General features: G+C 65.6%; 19 protein-coding genes. 6 read left to right on the forward strand and 13 right to left on the reverse strand.

The features are described 5' to 3' along the window. Positions 1 to 54 precede the first annotated feature (54 nt). The 9 genes from RI444_RS11490 to RI444_RS11530 form a co-directional block, all read right to left on the reverse strand. Complete coding sequence (locus RI444_RS11490; RefSeq protein WP_316963777.1) at positions 55 to 1,071, reverse strand: hypothetical protein; 1,017 nt, start codon at positions 1,069 to 1,071, stop codon at positions 55 to 57. Further along, positions 1,071 to 1,607, reverse strand: coding sequence for a hypothetical protein (locus tag RI444_RS11495; RefSeq protein WP_256248830.1), 537 nt, complete (start codon positions 1,605 to 1,607; stop codon positions 1,071 to 1,073). Before RI444_RS11495 ends, RI444_RS11490 begins: the two co-directional genes overlap by 1 nt. A 51-nt stretch (positions 1,608 to 1,658) precedes the next feature. Further along, positions 1,659 to 2,393 (reverse strand): hypothetical protein, encoded by a 735-nt coding sequence (locus RI444_RS11500; RefSeq protein WP_316963778.1) that lies wholly within the window; start codon positions 2,391 to 2,393, stop codon positions 1,659 to 1,661. Further along, entirely contained in the window at positions 2,390 to 3,196 is an 807-nt protein-coding gene (locus RI444_RS11505) for a hypothetical protein (protein ID WP_316963779.1), read from the reverse strand. Before RI444_RS11505 ends, RI444_RS11500 begins: the two co-directional genes overlap by 4 nt. A 73-nt stretch (positions 3,197 to 3,269) precedes the next feature. Continuing rightward, a complete protein-coding gene (locus RI444_RS11510; protein WP_316963780.1) occupies positions 3,270 to 3,995 on the reverse strand; it encodes a hypothetical protein in 726 nt (241 codons plus the stop codon). Beyond that, positions 3,995 to 4,939: a hypothetical protein gene (locus RI444_RS11515; protein ID WP_316963781.1), complete on the reverse strand. Its 945-nt coding sequence runs from the start codon at positions 4,937 to 4,939 to the stop codon at positions 3,995 to 3,997. Before RI444_RS11515 ends, RI444_RS11510 begins: the two co-directional genes overlap by 1 nt. 164 nt (positions 4,940 to 5,103) lie before the next feature. After that, positions 5,104 to 7,395 carry a phage tail tip lysozyme gene (locus tag RI444_RS11520; RefSeq protein WP_316963782.1) on the reverse strand — a complete coding sequence of 764 codons (2,292 nt, stop codon included), beginning with the start codon at positions 7,393 to 7,395 and terminating at the stop codon, positions 5,104 to 5,106. A gap of 58 nt (positions 7,396 to 7,453) precedes the next feature. After that, positions 7,454 to 8,755 (reverse strand): hypothetical protein, encoded by a 1,302-nt coding sequence (locus RI444_RS11525; protein ID WP_316963783.1) that lies wholly within the window; start codon positions 8,753 to 8,755, stop codon positions 7,454 to 7,456. Between the two features lie 172 nt (positions 8,756 to 8,927). After that, a complete protein-coding gene (locus RI444_RS11530; protein WP_071416501.1) occupies positions 8,928 to 9,311 on the reverse strand; it encodes a hypothetical protein in 384 nt (127 codons plus the stop codon). A 440-nt stretch (positions 9,312 to 9,751) separates the two neighbouring features. Here RI444_RS11530 and RI444_RS11535 point away from each other — a divergent pair, with 440 nt between their 5' ends. Next, the gene (locus tag RI444_RS11535; protein WP_142938930.1) at positions 9,752 to 10,243 is read left to right on the forward strand and encodes a helix-turn-helix domain-containing protein; all 492 of its coding nucleotides are present in this window, start codon (positions 9,752 to 9,754) and stop codon (positions 10,241 to 10,243) included. Here RI444_RS11535 and RI444_RS11540 read toward each other — a convergent pair. Then, positions 10,224 to 11,396, reverse strand: coding sequence for a hypothetical protein (locus RI444_RS11540; RefSeq protein ID WP_316963784.1), 1,173 nt, complete (start codon positions 11,394 to 11,396; stop codon positions 10,224 to 10,226). The genes RI444_RS11535 and RI444_RS11540 overlap by 20 nt on opposite strands. 261 nt (positions 11,397 to 11,657) lie before the next feature. Here RI444_RS11540 and RI444_RS11545 point away from each other — a divergent pair, with 261 nt between their 5' ends. Both RI444_RS11545 and tcmP read left to right on the forward strand, forming a co-directional pair. Beyond that, complete coding sequence (locus RI444_RS11545; RefSeq protein WP_316963785.1) at positions 11,658 to 12,494, forward strand: hypothetical protein; 837 nt, start codon at positions 11,658 to 11,660, stop codon at positions 12,492 to 12,494. A 222-nt stretch (positions 12,495 to 12,716) separates the two neighbouring features. Further along, positions 12,717 to 13,868 carry a three-Cys-motif partner protein TcmP gene (tcmP, locus tag RI444_RS11550; protein ID WP_316963786.1) on the forward strand — a complete coding sequence of 384 codons (1,152 nt, stop codon included), beginning with the start codon at positions 12,717 to 12,719 and terminating at the stop codon, positions 13,866 to 13,868. On the opposite strand, the gene RI444_RS11555 is transcribed toward tcmP, so the two are convergent. From RI444_RS11555 to RI444_RS11565, 3 genes are all read right to left on the reverse strand, one after another. Continuing rightward, complete coding sequence (locus RI444_RS11555) at positions 13,865 to 14,617, reverse strand: phage Gp37/Gp68 family protein (protein ID WP_316963787.1); 753 nt, start codon at positions 14,615 to 14,617, stop codon at positions 13,865 to 13,867. The genes tcmP and RI444_RS11555 overlap by 4 nt on opposite strands. Positions 14,618 to 14,893: 276 nt before the next feature. Beyond that, positions 14,894 to 15,418: a hypothetical protein gene (locus RI444_RS11560; protein WP_316963788.1), complete on the reverse strand. Its 525-nt coding sequence runs from the start codon at positions 15,416 to 15,418 to the stop codon at positions 14,894 to 14,896. A 226-nt stretch (positions 15,419 to 15,644) separates the two neighbouring features. Then, positions 15,645 to 16,208, reverse strand: coding sequence for a hypothetical protein (locus RI444_RS11565; protein ID WP_316963789.1), 564 nt, complete (start codon positions 16,206 to 16,208; stop codon positions 15,645 to 15,647). A gap of 163 nt (positions 16,209 to 16,371) precedes the next feature. Between RI444_RS11565 and RI444_RS11570 the strand changes: the two genes are divergently transcribed. The 3 genes from RI444_RS11570 to RI444_RS11580 all read left to right on the forward strand — a co-directional run bounded on the left by RI444_RS11570 (position 16,372) and on the right by RI444_RS11580 (position 17,877). Continuing rightward, complete coding sequence (locus tag RI444_RS11570) at positions 16,372 to 16,572, forward strand: helix-turn-helix domain-containing protein (RefSeq protein WP_316963790.1); 201 nt, start codon at positions 16,372 to 16,374, stop codon at positions 16,570 to 16,572. A 79-nt stretch (positions 16,573 to 16,651) separates the two neighbouring features. Continuing rightward, positions 16,652 to 17,281: a DUF1819 family protein gene (locus RI444_RS11575; protein WP_316963791.1), complete on the forward strand. Its 630-nt coding sequence runs from the start codon at positions 16,652 to 16,654 to the stop codon at positions 17,279 to 17,281. Further along, positions 17,278 to 17,877: a DUF1788 domain-containing protein gene (locus tag RI444_RS11580; RefSeq protein WP_316963792.1), complete on the forward strand. Its 600-nt coding sequence runs from the start codon at positions 17,278 to 17,280 to the stop codon at positions 17,875 to 17,877. Before RI444_RS11575 ends, RI444_RS11580 begins: the two co-directional genes overlap by 4 nt. Position 17,878: the final 1 nt, after the last annotated feature.

The following is a 17,878-nucleotide window of genomic DNA, read 5'->3' on the forward strand; positions in this document are numbered from 1 at the left end:
GCCGCTGTCCTCCAGCGACCGGGGCCCGTCCTGACTGCTCTGCCCGCCTCGGCCTCAGTGGCCCAGACCGTGCCCGTCTTCCTCGCCGAAGTCGAGGTCGGCGGCGCGGCGGGAGGCCTCGCGCTTGCGCTCCTCGAGCGTCGGCGCGGGCACCTCCTGCCCGGTGGCCTCCTCATCCAGACCAAAGTCCAGATCGTGGGTCGCGCCGGCATCCGGCTCCGCGTCCGCAGGGGCGGCAGCATCCTCCGGTCCGTCCAGGTGCAGGGCCGGGGCCACACGCTGGTGGTACAGGTGCTCGGGCGTGCCCTCAGTGCGCTCCAGCTCAGCCTGATACTGCTCGCGCTCCGCGGTGATCTCGGCCTCGACCGCCAGCAACTGCGCGGTGACGCCCTCGGCAGCCGGCCGCTGCGCCTCCGGCCGCTGGAGGTTCTCCGCCTGCGCGACCAAGTCGAGCTCGTCCTCGCTGAACAGCGAGTTGATCGCGTCGGAGCGGGCCCGCAGGCCCCGCTGGTCGACGACGGACTCAACCGGACCATGACCATCCTTGGAGCGATCAGCGAAGTAGGCCGCCAGGTCGTACTCGGTGGAGGCCAGGTCGATCTCGAGATCGGCGATGCGGTGCACGTTCATGAAGACCACGGGGGCATCGGCCTGGTCCCCGGACGGGGTGAGCACGAGGGCATCCGCCCTGGCGGGCAGCTCCCACTCGATCCCCGTGAGCTGGTCGGGCACAGTGAACGAAGGGCTGAAGTAGCCCTTGGCCGCCAGTGCGACCAGCTGCTCGTCGTCGAACTCGTAGAAGGCGTCGACCTTCTCGCCCTGGCCGTGCGAGTAGGTCACCTGGGTGATCCCGTACGGAAGCGGCTCGGCGGGAGTGATCGAGCGCAGCTCGCCCACGACGTGCAGGTAGGGCCGGTAGTTCTCCTCCTTGCCGCGGTGCTTGAGCTCGACAGAGTCGACCAGCACCCCGATCTGGGCATCGAGGCCGTCGTAGCGGTGCGCCTGCACGCCACGCTCCCGCAGGGCCCGGTCGGCCCACACGTCATTCATCATCAGTCCAGCAGTGCGCATCAGTTGCTCCTCTTCCGGTTGGTCTTCTTGCTCGGGTGGGTGGTCCTGGGGGCGGAGGTGGCCGGGGCCAGCGCCGGGGTGCGGGCGTCGCGTACAGCCCGGATCCGGCGGGTGGACCAGCGCCACATCCCGCGCATCGCGGCGATCTCCGCGGCGGCCAGCAACAGGACCACAAACAGCAGCGGGGCGATCCACATCGCGACGGTCCCGGCCATGGTCAGGTCGCCGCTTGCTGCGCCCGACTGCCGGTGCAGCCACGCGCCGAGCATCGGGATCACGACCATCGCAGTCATTGAGGCCAGCACGTAGTCGGCGATGAGCACGACCGAGCGGAAGAACACCGCCCAGATCAGCACCGGCGATCCGCCGGAGCCCTTCCCGGGGGCCAGGCGGCGCAGCGCGCCGGCCAGCTTCGAAGGGCCACGCCCGGGCTTCGGCTTGGCCGCGGCCTTCTCGACGGGGACTGCAGTGGCAGCCTCCACCCGGGCTTCGTGCTCGGTCGCGCTGCCGGTCTTGTCCAGAGTCTGGATCGTCATTCGTCTCGTCCTTCGTTGTTGTCGTGTCGTGTCTGTGCGGTGTCCCGCCGGTCAGCCGCTGTGGCTGGGTTCGGGGCTGGCGGTCTCGGCCGGTGAAGGAGCAGAGGCAGGCGGCCTCTGCGCGACAAGCTGGTCCCGCGTCCGGCCCGAGGCCCGGTACGCTTCGAACGAGGCGACCGTGCCGTCCTGTCCGGTGGCGAAGGTGAAGACCACGTACTCACTTTTGGCCGTGGACTTGCCGTCGGAGGAGACCGGGTCCAGGCGCGCCACTCCGATGTAGGAGTAGTCCAGGCCCTTCACCGCGGCAACGTCGACGTCGAAGTCGGCCAGCTGGTACGCCGTCCCCGCGCCCTTTCCGGCACCGGTCGCTGCCATCCATTCCGGGATGAACTCGGTGAGGATCCGGGACGAGGTCCCGAGAAACGCGTACCGGGCATCGAGGGCGGCCTGCGTCTCCTTAACGGTCCGCGAGGCAGCCGAGGAATCCGTCAGGCTCAGCAGCACCGAGCGCGCTGCGGCCCGGTCCCGGTCGGCCCGCTCGGCATCCATCCCCGGCAGGGCAGCCAGCAACCGGGCGTGCTTGGTCTCAAGTGCCGCCTGCGCGTCCTCCTGCTTGCCCTGGAGCTGGACGATGAGCTGGTCGGCCTTGGCGTCGGCGTCCGCCGAACCGTCGGCCAGCAGTGCCAGGGCCAGAGAGAGCAGCGACAGCGCCAGCAGCGTTCCGGTGCTGCAGACCAGGACCTTCCCGGCCCTCGCGCGCACCCAGTCCTTCACGTCCTCGATCACGGTGCCTTCACCTCCTGCCGCAGGGCCTCGCCCGTGGTCGTCGTTCCGGTCTGGACCCCGGAGAAGCTCTTGCGGGTCATGTCGTAGTCAGCCCGGGCCCAGGCCAGTACCGCCGGGGCCTGCCCGGCCGCCGGGCGGGTCTGCACCGCCAACCAGGTGACCCGGATCGTGCCGTCCACCTCGACCGAGTAAGGGCGCTGGGCGACCCACTTGAAGCCGGAGTCGAAGCTCATCGGAATCTCGTTGCCCGCGGCGACGTCCTTGTCGGAGGCCAGCAGGTACCAGGGTTGGAGCGTGGCCTGCCCGACGTCGGGGGCGAAGTGCGGGGTGAGGTTCCGGCGCGTCGGCTCGGCGGCAGCCTGGTCCAGCGTCCCGCCCGAGTCCGCCACCGAGGGTGTCAGGTGGCGGTACTCGTTCTGCAACCGGGCGATCTGTTCCGCAGCTCCCTGTGCGGTGACCAGGGCGCGGTCAGCGTCCTTGGCCTCCGGGAGGGCGTCGATGCGCACCTCGGCGGTGCGGATCTGCTCGCGAAGGGAGACGATCTGCTGAGCCTTGTCGTGGCTGACGGTGGCCTCGCCACCAGAGAGACCTGCGCGGGCCAGGAAGCAGAGCAGCGCAGCTGCCCCCATGCACATCCCGCCGATGGCCGCCCGGCGGCTCATCAGTGCACCCGGGACATTTCCGTCCCCAGTGGGGTCGGCGTCGCCCGGTGCCGCACCGGCGTCCGGCGCGGCCACGAAGCGGGTCTTGCGGACAGGCTTGTCAGCCTGCACACCCGACTCGCCGATCTTTGTCGATGCCATTGCCCCTCAACTCGCTCTTCGTCTCGAATACCAGTACAACTCTATCAAGAAGATGAGTCGAAAGGGAGTCGGATCATCTGGAATGACGAGTCGAACCGCCAGCGGGAATGGCGGACAGACCAGAGACCTTCCCTTGCGCGTCGACGGTGAGGTACACCAGCACGGTCCGGTACGACTTGACCCGATCCGGTGCCACCTTGTTCTGGGACACCGCATCGGAGGTAGCCGCCACCTCGACCTGCACGGCATACGTGTACTCGTCCGCGGTGACCTTCACGACCTCGAGGTCCGCGTCGGCATTGACCGCCGAGTTCAGCCCTTGGGTGTCGATGTAGTAGTAGCGCTTGCCCGAGGCGTCTTCGTTGAAGCGCGCCGGCGGCATGAACTGCTTCAGGAACTGCTCGTCCTCGGACAGGCGGTGGTAGCGCTCTTTCAGGTCCCGGCGAGCGGCCTCGTAGGCCTGGCCGGAGTCCCAGGTGAATGCCGTCTTCACCAGGCGGTCCACGATCTGCGTGTCGTCGTGGATCCGGCTCTGGCTCACGCCGAGCGACTCCATGACATCCTGCTCGACCTGCTCGGACTTCGCGGTCCCGACCGAGGCAAGCTGACCCTGAAGGCCCGTGATCGTCTGCTGCTGCTGATCCAGTGCGCTGCGCTGGGACCCCCATGTCAGGCCGGTCACCGTCACGGCGGTAACCAGCAGTACCGCGACCCCGACCACCAGAGCATTGCGCCGCATGAAGCCCTGTCCCGGCGCTGCCGTTTCGTCCGTGCCGTCAACCTGCTGCTCCTGCACCATCAGCCCTCTCCGCTTCCGTTGCCCGTCGTCGATGCGCCCTGCTGGTGCTCCGCGCCGGCGGCGGTCACCACGACCTTGAGATCGGCGAAAGTCCCGGCCTTCCCGTCGTAGGAGTAGGCCGCGTTCGCCCACGCCAGCACCTGTCCACCCGCGGTGTCCCGGCACAGCCAGATCACCCGCGCCGTGCGCGTGGTGCCCGTGGCGTCCTGGGTGGCGAGGTCCGGCATCACCGACTCGACCGACCAGGCGTATGCTCCGGGCGAGGAAGCCTTCAAACCCTCGTAGCGCACATACCAGGGGAACCGCGGGTCGATCTGCGTGCTCGGGTCGAACGGCGTCACAGAGGTCCAGGAGTAGGCCCCCTTCTCGTCGGCCAGGAACGAGCGCGGGCTGAACAGGGGTGCCAGCGTCCGGCGGTGCTCGGCGATCTGCAGTGTCGCCGCGTTCGGCGTACCGTTGCCCGCATTGGGCTGTGTCGCCGCCTCGTGGTGCAGCTGCGCGAAGCGCTGCTGGGCCTCCGCGACCTTCTGGGCGTCCTTTGCGGCTGCCTCCATCAGCCGCGTCATCTTTCCGGTCAGATCCGGGTCGACCGGAGTGCTCCTGGCATCCTCGATCTGGACCTGGAGCGCGGAGATCCGGTCGGCGTTGGCCACGTGCTCCGCCTCGAATCCCTTGCCGCTCACTCCCGCGGCCGCCGCGAGCCCGAGGATCGCCACGCCCATCGCGGCGCTCAAGACCAGGCGCGTCCGCCGCGCCGAGTCCTCCGGAGTGCGTGCCTGCCGCTCTCCTCGCCGGTCGGAGCGCCAGCCCTCGAAGCGGGCCTCGAGTTCGACCCAGCTGACCCGCCTGCGGGTGGCGGGGGCCTTCAGCTTCTTCGGCGCGCCGTCCTCGTCCTCGACCGTGTCCCCGGCCCTGCCACGCGCATCCTCGTCCGCACTCCTCACGATGCCCGCCCTTTCTCGCGTTGTCCTCATATATGACTCCCAAGTCTATCTTCAATGGTCATTCAATAACGAGTCTGCCCCATTCGACAGGTTACTGCGCACGGATCGGGACGCAGAAAGGGCCGGTGCCCGGATCGTCCGGACACCGGCCGTGCTTCCGCCGGCTACGCCGGCAGGTTGCCGCCCGTGGTGATGAGGTCCGTGACGTCGACGAACACCCACCCCTCGGACTTCATCCGCTCCGCACTGTCAACGCGAACGCGGCCCATGAACGCGCAGTAGCCGGCCTCACCGAGGATGACCTTGTCGCCCTGCACGCCCAGCACCACGAGGGTGTGGCCCGCGGACCCCGTAACCGGCCCGGAACCGACCGAGTACGCCGTCGGCGTACTCGAGACCTGCTTGCCCGTCATGGACGCGATCGCGTGGGCTGTCTGGATGCCGTCGCCCGGCGGGTACTGCTGGAACGAGGTGTACTTGTTCATGAAGTAGACCGAGAACGACACGCAGTTCATGGCGTGGTTGTCGCCGCAGGAGCCCGGTCCGCCAGCGCCGTACTTGTCGTCCAGGAACTTGTCGCCCTCCTGGTTGTACAGGTCGATCAGCTGCCGGGCCTGCTCCTCGTTCATGCCGCCGTCGACGAGGCTGCCCGGGCGCACCTTGGTGTCGCTGTCGCAGTTGCCGAAGATGGAGCGGAGCCCGCTGCCGACCGTGTCGACAATGCCGCCCACGATGTCCTGGACCCCGCCCACGACCGAGGTGTCGACGGTCCAGCCGCTCATCTTGCCGAACCACATCTCGGCGTCGGCCTTACGCTCCTGCAGCTGTGAGGCGTTGTCGGCCGAGCGCTCCCACTTGTCGTGGAAGTGCAGTGCAGCAGCAGAGGGAGAGCCCTGCGAGGTCTTGATCATGTCCTTGAACACGGCCACGTCCCCCGGGCTGTCGCCCTCCGCCATGAATGCCAGCTGGGCCTTGATGGTGTACCAGTCCAGGTTCTTGGACTTGGCATGGTCCAGGAGCATCGTGGTTCGCCCGTTCGACCACTGGCCCAGACCGATGCCGCCGTGCGACTGGCCGGGAATGTGGGTGAAGTTCCCGTCCCAGGCGGTCTGCTTGCGCGGGCCGATCTGGTAGGGCTCGTTGTAGATGCCCTCCACGCTGGTGGGGTCCACGCCCGACTCCTGCGACCAGTTGCCCAGGATGCCCGCGATGTTCTCCTCGGGCATGCCCCAGGTCTTCAGCACGGAGTAGACCGCCCGGGCGTTCGCCTCGGTGTTCGCCGGGACGTCAGCGCCGGGGCCGTTGCGGCTGACGTTGACAATGCAGTTAGTCATGGTCGAGCCGCGGCCGCCATCGAGGCCGGCCTGGTCGAGCACACCCGTGAGGACCGTGCTGAGCACAGCCACCGCGGCAACGGTCGCAGCCACCCCGGATGCGGCCGTGGCCACCGGGGCGACGGTGGCCGTCACGGTGACCCCGAACACGGCTCCTGCCGCCTTGCCGACCAGCCCGCCCAGTGCGATGAACGGTGCGGCGATCGTGTGCCCGACCGCCTTGGCAATCCCGAGGATGAAACCCCAGATCATGCTGGCCGCGTTGGCGGCCATCGCGAGCATCGCGAAGAACATGGTCTTGAGCCACTTCAGGAAGGCCATGACCATGAGAAGCCCCGCAGCCGGGGGAGCGGCCGCCGCGGTGCCGCCGACAGCGACACCCTTAGCGGTCTTGGACAGCAGCTGGCCGTCCTTCTCCTTCTGCGAGGTCCGCTCGTAGCCGGTGCCCCCGGCACCAAGCCGCTTGTCGGCAGGCTCGGCGTCCGGACCTCCGCCGGTGACCTTGGACGCACCGTCGACAACATCCTTGCCGGTCTCCAGGCCCACATTCTTGGCAGCGCCGACCGCTGCCCCGGGCAGCGCGCCGACACCGCCGGCGGCGGCTCCGGCCTGGGCCCCGGCGACAGCTCCCGAGGCAGCCGCTCCCGCGTACCGGCCGGCACCGCGGCGGACCGCGCTGCTGCCGTCGCCCTCGACCGCCTTGCGGGCAGCTCCCCCGGCCGCCCCGGCGGCGACACCGTCAAGGCTCTTGGCAGCCTTGGCAGCCTTGCTGGTCTTGCTGGCTGTGTCGGCCGCACCTGCGGCCTTGCCAGCGGCAGCCCCTGCGTCCGGGGCCGGTGCGGTTCCCAGGTGCTTCGACCCGCGGCCCGCAGGCGTCGGGTCCACGGGCTGCGGCGCGGGGGAGGCCCCCGGGGTTTTCGGCAGGCCCTTGGCTGCATCCCCGGACGGGGAAGGAGCGGAGGCCGCTCCGGTACGGGGCCCGGCGCGGCGTTCGCCGGACCCCTCACGACGAGGGGGCTGCGACTCCTCCTTCGCACCCCCGTCGGCGGACCTGCCCTCCTCGCGGGGCGATGCAGCGCGCCGGGCCGGGTCATCCCGCCGCGTCGGCTTGTCGATGGCCATAAGCTTGTCCTTTCCGGCTCGATGCCTGGGTGGTGACTGCCCGCTCCGTGGAGCGCGCTCAGTGATAGACGGTCAGGAAGTCCCCGGCCGAGTTCGCAGTGCTGTTGGACTGCACATCGCGCAGCTTCACGTCCAGGCCGAGCAGCTCGAGCAGAAGCCCGGACTGGTACTCCGACTTGGCCTTGCCGTAGTCCTGGTAGGCCTGGGAGAGGTTGTTCATCACGTTCGTGAGCGGGCGCATCGTCACATCGGAGGACCGGTAGTCCTTCTTCAGGTCGGTGCCGTCGGAGAGGACCCACTTCATGTCCGAGACCTGCTGGCTCGTGCTGTCGCTGCCCTCGGCGCGCTTGTCGGCGAGGAACTGCACATAGCCCTTCCCGGCGGGCACGAGCGTGTCGAGGTAGCCGTCATAGACGTTGCCCGCGCGCCAGTTGAAGTTGAATCCGCCGGGCACGACATGGCCCGTCTTCAGCTCGAGCGTCGCCTTCCCGTCCTTGGCCTCGGCCGCCGAGGCACCAGCCACCTGATCACCTGCGATGGAGGTCGGAACGGCCGGCGGACGGAGGAAAAGCCCATCGACCTTGGTGGTCGCCAGGTCGGAGGTGTACGACTCGACCTGCTTCAGGCTCGTGCGCATCGCGAGCAGCTTCTGGTCGAGCTTGTCCCGCGTCTGCTGCTCCTGGGTCTTCAGCACGACGTCGTAATAGGCCCGGGCCGGGTCGAAGCTGGCCGCGTCCAGGGCCGGGATGTCGGTGGTGCCCGACGCACCCGGGTTGATGATCACGCGCCACTGGTCGTACTTCTTGAAGCTCGAGTCGCCCACGACCTGGTCATCCCTGCTCTGCTGCCGCTCGTCGTAGGTCAGCTCGGCGTTCGCGCGGACGGTCAGGTTGAGCACCTGCCGGTCGAAGGGCCGGTCCGCGTCCAGGAGGACCCCGACGTAACCGGTCGAGCCGAAGACGTGGAAGGTGCCCCTGATTCCGCTGGTGCTGACCTTTTCGGTCTGCAGCTTGTCGTTGGTGCCCAGCAGGAAGGCCTGGTAGTCCGCCGCGTTGTACGAGATCGCCGCGCTGGCGGGGAAGTGCATCATGACCAGTGCCCTGTTGCCGGTGTGATTGGTGTAGACCCCGTCGACCGTGCCCTTGAGCTGGGTCTTCGAGGAGGTGAACTCGGTGTTGTAGAGCGCGGTGTGCGACACCGCGTCGCTGCCCGCCTTGAAGGCGGCGGCACCCGAGCCGGCCACCACGACCAGCCCCATCACAGCGAAGATGCCGAAGAACACCCCGAAGCGCTCGATTGCGTGGTGCGAGTCGAGCTTGAACCGCTTGCCGAAGGCCAGCGCCTTGTCCTTGATCCCCATGTCCGTTCCCGTTCGTCCTGTTCCTTGCTCTGCCTGTCCTGCTCGTCGTCAGCGCCGTCGTCCGACCCCGGAAACGACGCACCGGGCCGGTTGAGGCCTGGTGACCTCAACCGACCCGGTGCGGTCCGTCGACGCTTTGTGTGCCCGGCCGTTGATTCCTGCCGCGCCGGGCTTAGCCCAGGACGCCGCTGGTCAGTACGTGGCTGACCGTCTGCACGAGGACCGAGCCGCCGCCGAGGTCCTCGAGGGTCTTCTGGCCGCCGGAGCCGATGGTGTTGATCAGCGACCACCCGCCGGTGCCGAGCGCGCCGCCGACCAGGATGAGCAGGGCGATGGTGCCCCAGCCCTGCTGCTGGCCCGCGGACTGCGGGGTAGCCATCAGCTTCTTGATCAGGAGCACGCCGCCCCAGACCAGTCCGACCGCACCCAGGAGCATGAGCAGCAGCCCGCCCCAGAGCTGGATCTGGGACTTCGCGTTCTCCAGGAAGCTCGTCAGGTCCCACGCCGCGGTGGGCAGGGCGACCCGCTCGAATGCCGCCTCGTAAATCTTCGTCATGGTTCTTTCCTCTCGCCTATCGAATGGTCGCTTGCATGACATGTGTCACGAGGCGACTGGCATAACCGATTCGCCTAGACAGAGCACAGCGCCCTATCAATGGTCTCTCCCGATGCGACGTGACTCCCCGTTGAGCGGGACGAAATGCCTGCAATCATGCGGCCGACCCCTCTCTAGGGACTCGTATACGTGCACATCTTTAGTGACCAATCTACATCATTCGAGTCATCAGTCATAGTCGTATCAGTGACGAGTCGGATACGAGTCCGGAATGTGCTCGAAGACCAGCGCAAACGAGGTGTCGGCGGTAGGACTGACGTTCTGCTCAAAAACGTGTAGATTTCACATGACGGGGCGCGCGGTGTGCGGCTCCGGCACGGCTCGGCATACGCTTCTTGCTGAGCCCTTCGCGCATGTACCCGACCAGGAGCCCAAACCAGATGAACGCCTTGCCCGGAGACCTCTTCGCCCGCCGACTGCGACAGGAGAGGGAACGCCTGGGCATCAGCCAGGCTGAGCTGGCCCGCAGGATTGCCGAGATCCTCGGAACGAACGTCGACCCTTCGGCGGTGACCCGGATAGAGCAGCAAATCCGCGCCGTCCGCCTGGACGAGGCGGTCGCCGCCTCCAAGGCCCTGGACGTCCCCCTGGCGATCCTGGTCGCCGAGGATCCGGAGGCAGAGAGCGAGGCCCAGCTGCAGCAGTACCTCGCCGACCTCGCAGCGGCCCAGCGCGAGTGGGAGAAGAACAGGCTGGAGGTGCTGCGGCTCTCCAAGGCCATTCAAGTGCTCGGCGGCGGCGCTCAACTCAAAGGTGTCGTCGACTTCCGCCTCCTGGAAAGCATCGACGCCCGCGTCCCGGTCGAGGAGGACGACCAGCACGGGCACCGGGTTGCCCCCGGCATCGAGGGGTCTACAACCCCAGACGCATGACGCTGTTGCGTGCCGCAGGATTGAACTCGCGGTCGTAGACGTCTACCGTCGCTGCCCGGCTCCACCGGCCGGCGCGCATGATCTCCTCCGTGCTCGCACCGTTGCGCCGCGCCTGGGTTACGTGCCCGGCCCGCAGCGAGTGGAAGCCGTAGGCAGCAGGGTTCATCCCGGCCTCGACCATGCGCGAGAGCAGCATCGTGTGCAGCGCGTCGCCGCTCACCGCCCGTGCATGGATCCGGGCGTCCTTCCTGTTGCGGTACGTTGCCCGGAGCAGGGGCGCGCCCGAGGCCAGGTCGGCGCTGCTGAGGAGCGCCGTTGAGCCGGCGGCCCCGCAGACGTGCTCCTCGAGACCGTACGAGAACAGCTGCTGCATGATCCCGCGACGCCGTGTGCGCGCGTCGTCCTGACGGGCGAGCCCGAGCAGCACGACCCAACGGTGCACCGCACACGGGGGACAGGATGCCGGCGAGCTCCCGAACGGCAGCACGACCACGTCCGGCAGCGCGTTCTCCGGGTCGGCCTTCGAGGCCCCCACATGAACGTGGACGCCATCGACCGGGTGCAGCTCGAGCCGGTTCAGCGTCAGGGCCGCCGCCTCGCTCCTGCGCAGGGCCCCTGCGAACCCGAGCCACACCGCCAGGGCGTCCCTGGTGGCTGACACGCCTGCCGGATATGTGTCGTGCTCCATCACCGCGATGATCCGGACCACGTCGTCCAGAAGCAGAGGGCGCTTGCGCCGGGGCCTGGTGGCCCGCAGCTTGGCCAGCCCGCGCACGAGATCCACCACGCCGCGGTGGGCCGTGGGATCCAGAAGCCCGCCGCGCAGGTGCCTCTCGCCGATACCGGCCAGGCGCTGGCGGATCGTCGCGACGGAGAACCGGGGGAGCCCGTCGTCATCGAGCTGCGTGGACATCCAGGCGACGTACCAGCGCACGGTCTCCGGATGCGCAGGCAGCGCGTCCAGTCCGTGGCCGGTACAGAAGTCATCAAAGGCACGCCACGCCGTGGCATAGGCGCGCCGGGTGGCAGCAGACAGCGTGTGTCCTTCCAAAGACCGCGAAATTTCTTCGAGCTCGCGCAGCTCGTCGTCCACCTCCGGTTCAGGTGGGACGGTGGGAGCGCTGAGCGCTGCGAGCCTCACCTGTACTGCCATGACTCCAGTCTCGACTCACTGGCCGGAGAATCCAAGTCGCAATGGTCTGTCAGTGGCGATTCCCCATACCCGCGATCGACGGGGCGGCTTCGAACCGGGTCTCTGGTAAGTGCGCTTATCGGGGCATGGAGAAGGACTGCCTTCGCGTGACGCGGTGATTGTTGAATCACTCACAACCAGCGCATAGTCATGCACTCGGCTGCAGGGACATGAAGAACGAAAAGCCAGAGCTGTCCAGCGCCTGGTGGGACAATCAAGAGAATGACGACTGCCCTGCCCGATCTTTGGCTCGACTGGTGCTCGGTGGCGGGCAAGCCCACCGAGTTGGTCGACGACGCCACCCTTGCTCTCTTCTCCAGGCAGGTCGGAGCATCGCGCCCTGTGCTGGCCTCGTTACGGCGAATGATCAGTCAGGAGCCAACCGTCGCCCCGGCCTGGCCGCGCTGCCACAAAGACAACCCCGAATCGCTCCGTCGGCTGGTAAAGCGCGCCACCGTACTGATCCAAGATCCTGCGACCCAATGGGTCTTCCGTCTGCGCCTGCGGCGAATGCTCTTCGCCGCGGTGATGATCGCGCCGCCCGGGCACGGGGGGCTGGGCCTGGACCGAGCAAGTGCGCTGGGGCTCAGGCCGAATGAGATGCAACGGCTGCGCCCACGTATCGGCGTCGCACCCGATGCGCAGTCCTGCTCCGCGTGCGCCGTATGGTCGTGGCTCGACGTGATCGGCACCAACAACGGATGGTCGCACAGGGCCGTCCGAGCACTGGGTCACCGCTTTGACCAGAAGGACGACGAACACCGTCATCTGCTTCCCGACGCGAGTCCCGACTGGCTCCTCTGCGTCGGTATGCTGCCGGCAGTCGATCGGTGGGGCTACATCGACCCTTATTCCTCAATGCACCCCTCGTCACTCTCGGCGGTCATCCGCGCCATGGACGCACTGCTCGAGGGCCCCGTGCCTGTCCCAGCCTCAGTGTTGGATCCCGAACATCGTCCCGCCGCGCGCGCGATGTCGCCGGAGGAAGAAGAGCGGATCCTCGCCAAGGCCGACGAGCTCACCGCCCGTGTCGCCATGATCCTCCGCGAGTACGGCTGACGCTGGAAGCGCCCCTGCCGAGCCCGCCGAGCCCCGTAGAACTCTTGCACCGACTCAGGAAGCGAATCAGGCTCCAAACCTCCACGCAGCTAGAATCGCCGCATGTCGGCCGAGGCCTTCTTGTGCGCTGACATACTGTCTCTATCATGGTGACGTTACTCCATTTACTGGATAACTATGGTGTCAAAGCTCGTCGTTGCTAATGAAGATCGGAGTTGGGGGATGGCAACTGGAACCGAGGCTGGACTGCTGGAGAGTCCGAAGCCGCAGTCGGTCTACAAGCACGGGATTCTTGAGCAGTACGTCATCAGGTTCGCAACGATGACGGCCAGCAAGCTGTCGCCGAAGAGGGCGGTGCTGTTCGACGGCTTTGCTGGCAGGGGACGCTTTGACACCGGCGAGGCAGGATCCGCCGAGCGCATGATGATCGCAGCCCAGAAGGCCAAGAACTCCACCAAGATCGACCTCTTCCTAGTGGAGAGGAACCGCGAGGACTTTGTGTCTCTCGACAAGGTGGCCGATGAGTACCGTAACCGTGGCATTCATGTTGACAGCCGAAACGGGGATTGCGGGCAGCACCTCGACGAGGTCAGACGGCTGGCCGTCGGCGCGAGCCTTTTCGTTTTCCTTGACCCCTGCGGAGCGGGGCTTCCCATGGATTCGATCAAGAACGTCCTCCACAAACGAGGTTCATGGCCTCGGACGGAGGTTCTGCTGAACTTCAACGCTGACCTCATTCGCCGTGCTGGTGGACAGCTGAAGAAGGGTCAGCTCGACCTTGGAGGCGTCGCCAAAGCGGACTCAGTATGTGGGGGCGAGTGGTGGCGTGACGTGGCATTGCAAGCTCACACGGCTTCTGGCGGGACCTCCTGGGAGGCGGCCGCGGACGCCGTCGCACACGAGTACGCCCGACGACTCGCCGCTGGCACCAACTATGGCAGCGTCGTCGCGCCGGTGCGACGGCAGGTTCACCACCAGCCCGTGTACTACTTGATTTTCCTCACCCAGGCACCGCACGGCTTCTGGGTGTTTGGGGCTGCCGCGGCAAAGGCGCGGGAAGAATGGATCGACTGCCTCGGACCGGACCCCGACGAACGTGAGGGCATGCTCTGGGACACTGTCGCAGATCAGTTCGAACGTGAGCACGACTCGGCGATCAGCCACATCACCGACAACCTGCGTTCTTTGGTGTCGGACGGTCGGCCGAAGGCGGTAGTCGAACACGTCCAGGAGGTCTATGGCGATCTCTACGGCGAGGCCAAGGAGACGACCTTCTCGGCCGCACTTCGCGCGCTCGTAAAGTCAGGCGAGATCGAGTTCGCCACCAAAGGAGCCAAGCCCCATCAGCACGTCATTCGCAAGGCCACTGGCTAGGCTGACGCTGCAGCGAGTTGCGGCATGTCGTCCCAAGTGCGTCCCCCGAGTTCGCGTCCGTTGGCCTTCGGCGTCCGCCCGCCCCACTGCTTGAAGAAGAACGCCACATCGGCTTCAAGGCACTGGTCGCGGATGTCCTCGGCCCAGGCCGGATCCATGGGTCGTGCGCGCGGACCGGACTCGCCACCGACGATCACCCAGTCAATATGGTCAAGGTTTAGTGCCGGGAGTGCGGTGATCAGCGGTTCGCAGGACAGGAATCGTGTCGTGGCTGGTGTCGCTCGAAGGTAGTCAATGCGATCGACGACGTCGAACGACTCCACCGAGACTCCCATCCACAGATTGTCTGGCCAGTCGAGCTTGTCTGCCACCCTCGCCATGCGGTGTGCCCGCTTCGTGAGCACCTGGTACGTGTGCTGAGGAGTTTCGCGGATGACATCGAAGATGTCGCGAATGAAGTCGAGCGGCACCTTTGCATGGAACAGGTCGCTCATCGAGTTCACGAAGACGATTTTGGGCGTGCGCCAGCTAAGGGGCTGCTTCAATGCTGCCGGGTGAGTCGTGACCCCGAATCCAGGACCGGAGGTCCGGGGGTCACCGTCGGTCTGGTATTTCTCCGCACCCATGGCCTTCAGACGCTTCGCGAGCGCCAGAGCGTAACAGTTGTCGCACCCTGCAGCGACACGATCGCAACCTGTGATGGGGTTCCACGTCACCTCAGTCCATTCAATCCCACTGTTCGTCGACACAGTCTCACCCTTCTCATAACCACTGCGACTAGCAATGCGTTCCATGCAGTTGCTGATCGTCGCGCGAACCGCGGTTATCCGACCGGCGCATGGATCTAGATCTTGGCCCGATCATCTCACAGCACGAGCGACGTCTGGCTTCGCACCACGCCGCTCGTGCTGTGAGATGTACCGGTTGGACTCTCGAATCCAGGCGCGGTATCCCCAACGAACTGTTGCTCGACCGAGCGATCAGGCGAGAAGAAGATCAGCCCATGCCCCATCGCGGCGAGTTGATCATGGTGATACGCCATTCGCTTGTTGAGCCTCTGCCTCCTCGTCGAAGAGGACATCAACTTGCACGAGCTGATGGATCTCACCGGAAGGAAGCGCGAGGTACTGCACGGTATCGGGCAGATCGATCTGTGAAGGCATTACCCGTTCGCGAAAAGCTGCCTGCCGGCCAGCGATCGACTTCTTGGTTTCTCGCCAGCGACCCGTGAGCTCCACCGTGGTGAGCGCCTCCGTTACTTGAGCCTCGAGACTCTCAGCTTGTTTCACATCCGCTGCGTGTCGCTCAAGAGACTTTCGGAACGCGAGGTATTGGTTATCCGGATCGGCAAGCGCTGCTTTCGCGGCGTCTGCGAGAAGAGCTTTTCGTCCGAGAGCGACAGCGGCGCGAGCGAAGTGAAGTTCGCGAAAGAAGTGGTCCAGATCTTTTGTCTTACCACCGAGGGCTTCTTCGAGTTTGCGATAGTCGATGGCACCGCTGGCGCTTTCAGACTTCAGAAGTGACTGGATGGTGGACCAGGTTTCCTCCAAGAATACGTCCGCCTTGTGGAACTCCTCTCCGGCTTTTTGCTGTACAACGTCCAGATCGGGAAGATTCCCGTCGAGTATGGAACTGATTGCTGCGGACAGTCGTTTGTCCGTCGTCCGCTGGGCGCAATACGCGTGTCTACGTATCGCTTCTCCTGACGTCCCAGGATCGTCTCGACCCGCCGCTGATGGACTCGCTGTTCTCGCTGAGCCAGCATGTCGATAGCCATCACCGACGCACCCACTGCCAAGACTGGCCAGCCAGCAATCGCTGCACCTCCCACCCCCACCGGGTACAGGACGGCTTGAGCGGAGATACTTGCGGGTCCGCGCGCGAATTGCGGAACCCGCTGGTGCCGACCGCGCGAACAAGCTCGGCACCCTTCGGCAGTACCACCTTGAAAAGTGTGGCACGCTTCGGATCCACTGCTCGGACGATGTTGGTGAGTGCTTGCTGAAGGGCAGCATTCACTGGAACCGACTTGTACTTTGTAAGCTCAATGTCGGTGATTGGCTGGTACTCGAGCGCCATGGGAATTGAAGCTGCCTCCAGTACCTCCTCGACCGAGACGGATGCGCCGATTGCCGACAAGACAGTCTCTGGAACCAGGATCCCCGAAGCAGGGAGAACCCGGGCAGGTGCCAAGTTCTCCCTCGACGGAGCCTCAGTACCTTCTTGAATGCTTGCCGCGCCGTCCGGGCGAGCACTTCTGCGCCTGCGAAGAATGAGAGTAAGGAGCACGCCTGCAGATACGACGACTGCGGCTGCCAACGCGATCCAAAGTTCGGTCATTGCGACAGCCTAGCGTGACGTTCCGGGCGCTGTCCTGCGGTTCAAGGCCACGGAACTCGTACAGGCTTAACCCGATCAGACCCGGTCAAACCCTAAGAAGACGTGCAGTTGAAGCTAGGATGGCCTTTGTTCGACGTTGCCAATCCCGACTGGAGGCTCCACCGTGGCCGAACCATGGCTGTCCGCCGATGGCATCGCAGCGCACCTGGGGATCACAAAAGACACGGTCTATGCGTGGATCACCGATAAGCGCATGCCAGCCCACAAGGTCGGCAGGCTCTGGAAGTTCCAGGCCAGCGAGGTAGACGAGTGGGTCCGCAGTGGTGGCAGTGCAGCATCGAGCGACGACGAGACGTCGAGCTGACTTCCGCGCCTGGAGGATTGTCTCTCGGACAACGCCGGCACCGGACCTACTTGGCTGAGAAATGAAAGGGGGGCTACACATGATCGAACAACATGCCGCGGCGCGGCGTTATGCGCTGTCATTCACCAGTGGTGCCCTCCTGATGCGCGAAGCGGCGATCGTTGCGCCCGTTTACTTACATGAACACGACTGGACAAGAGTCCGTGCGGTGGTCGCGGGGGAAAACCTGCTTCAGGCTCGTACGGTTGCCTCCGGGCTCAGGCTTGCACGCGAGGTTATCCAACGGCTCGCCGTGCTGACCGACGACGAAATCAATTTACTCATCCAAGCTACCTCAACCGAGCGCGGACACTTGCTGTGGGCGGCGGCCTGCCGTCGGTATGACCTGGTCGGAGAGTTCGCTGAGGAGATCGTACGCGAGCGGTTCCTCTTGCTTAAGCCGTCTCTCGATCACAACGATTTCGACAGCTTCGTGCGAAGCAAGTCCTTGTGGCACAGCGCGCTGTCTGAACTCAAGGACTCCACGCTGCGCAAGCTGCGTTCAAACTTGTTCCGCATGCTAAAGGAGGCAGGGTTGCTTTCCAACAGCGGGCTCATACAACCGGCCGTGATGTCCCAACGGGTCGCAAGCGTCTTGGCAGCTCGGATTCCGAGTGACCTGCGGTTCTTCCCAACCGCCCATGATGCCGCGGAAAGGGCCCAGCCGTGACAAAGATCGACCTTTCCAAAGAGGAAGAGCACCTGTTCGGCGTTCTAAGCGGGCGACGGTTTCTCCAGATGGAGGGCCTGAGCAACGAAGTGCCGTTCTTCATATACCCATACGACCCTGAGGATGCCCTCGCAGTCTCGGGGTCGAAGAAGCGCATCAAGAACCGCCTGGCCAGCAAGGGCATCGTCGTCCGCGAAGTCAACCTCTACGACCTATCGGTGGAGATTCTCAAGGAACGCGGAGTCTGGGATCGGCTGATCGCGCTCGAACCCGAGCAGGAAAAGGACGACTTCCGTGAATTACTCCAGGGGATGCTTGACCCGCAGCTCCACATTGCGTCCGCGATCAGGACCAAGCTCGCCGAGGGTGACTTCGATATCTTCTTCCTCACCGGCATCGGCGAGGTCTTCCCGTACATCCGTTCACACAACGTGCTGAACAACCTGCAGAGCGTTGTGACGCGTAAGCCTATGCTCATGTTTTTCCCCGGGCGCTACGAGCAGTCCGCCACACTTGGATCATCGCTCGTGCTATTCGGACGACTCCAGGACGACCAGTACTACCGAGCCAAGAACATCTTGGACCAGGAGGTTTGAT

The sequence above is a fragment of the Paenarthrobacter sp. AT5 genome, from assembly GCF_032764245.1.
Taxonomy (GTDB): Bacteria; Actinomycetota; Actinomycetes; order Actinomycetales; family Micrococcaceae; genus Arthrobacter; species Arthrobacter ureafaciens.

Coding starts and splice junctions, on each gene's coding strand:
- RI444_RS11540 (WP_316963784.1), bottom strand. CDS start 11,396: ATGGCAGTACAGGTGAGGCTCGCAGCGCTCAGCGCTCCCACCGTCCCA.
- RI444_RS11490 (WP_316963777.1), bottom strand. CDS start 1,071: ATGCGCACTGCTGGACTGATGATGAATGACGTGTGGGCCGACCGGGCC.
- RI444_RS11565 (WP_316963789.1), bottom strand. CDS start 16,208: ATGACCGAACTTTGGATCGCGTTGGCAGCCGCAGTCGTCGTATCTGCA.
- RI444_RS11535 (WP_142938930.1), top strand. CDS start 9,752: ATGAACGCCTTGCCCGGAGACCTCTTCGCCCGCCGACTGCGACAGGAG.
- RI444_RS11495 (WP_256248830.1), bottom strand. CDS start 1,607: ATGACGATCCAGACTCTGGACAAGACCGGCAGCGCGACCGAGCACGAA.
- RI444_RS11510 (WP_316963780.1), bottom strand. CDS start 3,995: ATGGTGCAGGAGCAGCAGGTTGACGGCACGGACGAAACGGCAGCGCCG.
- RI444_RS11575 (WP_316963791.1), top strand. CDS start 16,652: ATGATCGAACAACATGCCGCGGCGCGGCGTTATGCGCTGTCATTCACC.
- tcmP (WP_316963786.1), top strand. CDS start 12,717: ATGGCAACTGGAACCGAGGCTGGACTGCTGGAGAGTCCGAAGCCGCAG.
- RI444_RS11530 (WP_071416501.1), bottom strand. CDS start 9,311: ATGACGAAGATTTACGAGGCGGCATTCGAGCGGGTCGCCCTGCCCACC.
- RI444_RS11505 (WP_316963779.1), bottom strand. CDS start 3,196: ATGGCATCGACAAAGATCGGCGAGTCGGGTGTGCAGGCTGACAAGCCT.
- RI444_RS11525 (WP_316963783.1), bottom strand. CDS start 8,755: ATGGGGATCAAGGACAAGGCGCTGGCCTTCGGCAAGCGGTTCAAGCTC.
- RI444_RS11545 (WP_316963785.1), top strand. CDS start 11,658: ATGACGACTGCCCTGCCCGATCTTTGGCTCGACTGGTGCTCGGTGGCG.
- RI444_RS11520 (WP_316963782.1), bottom strand. CDS start 7,395: ATGGCCATCGACAAGCCGACGCGGCGGGATGACCCGGCCCGGCGCGCT.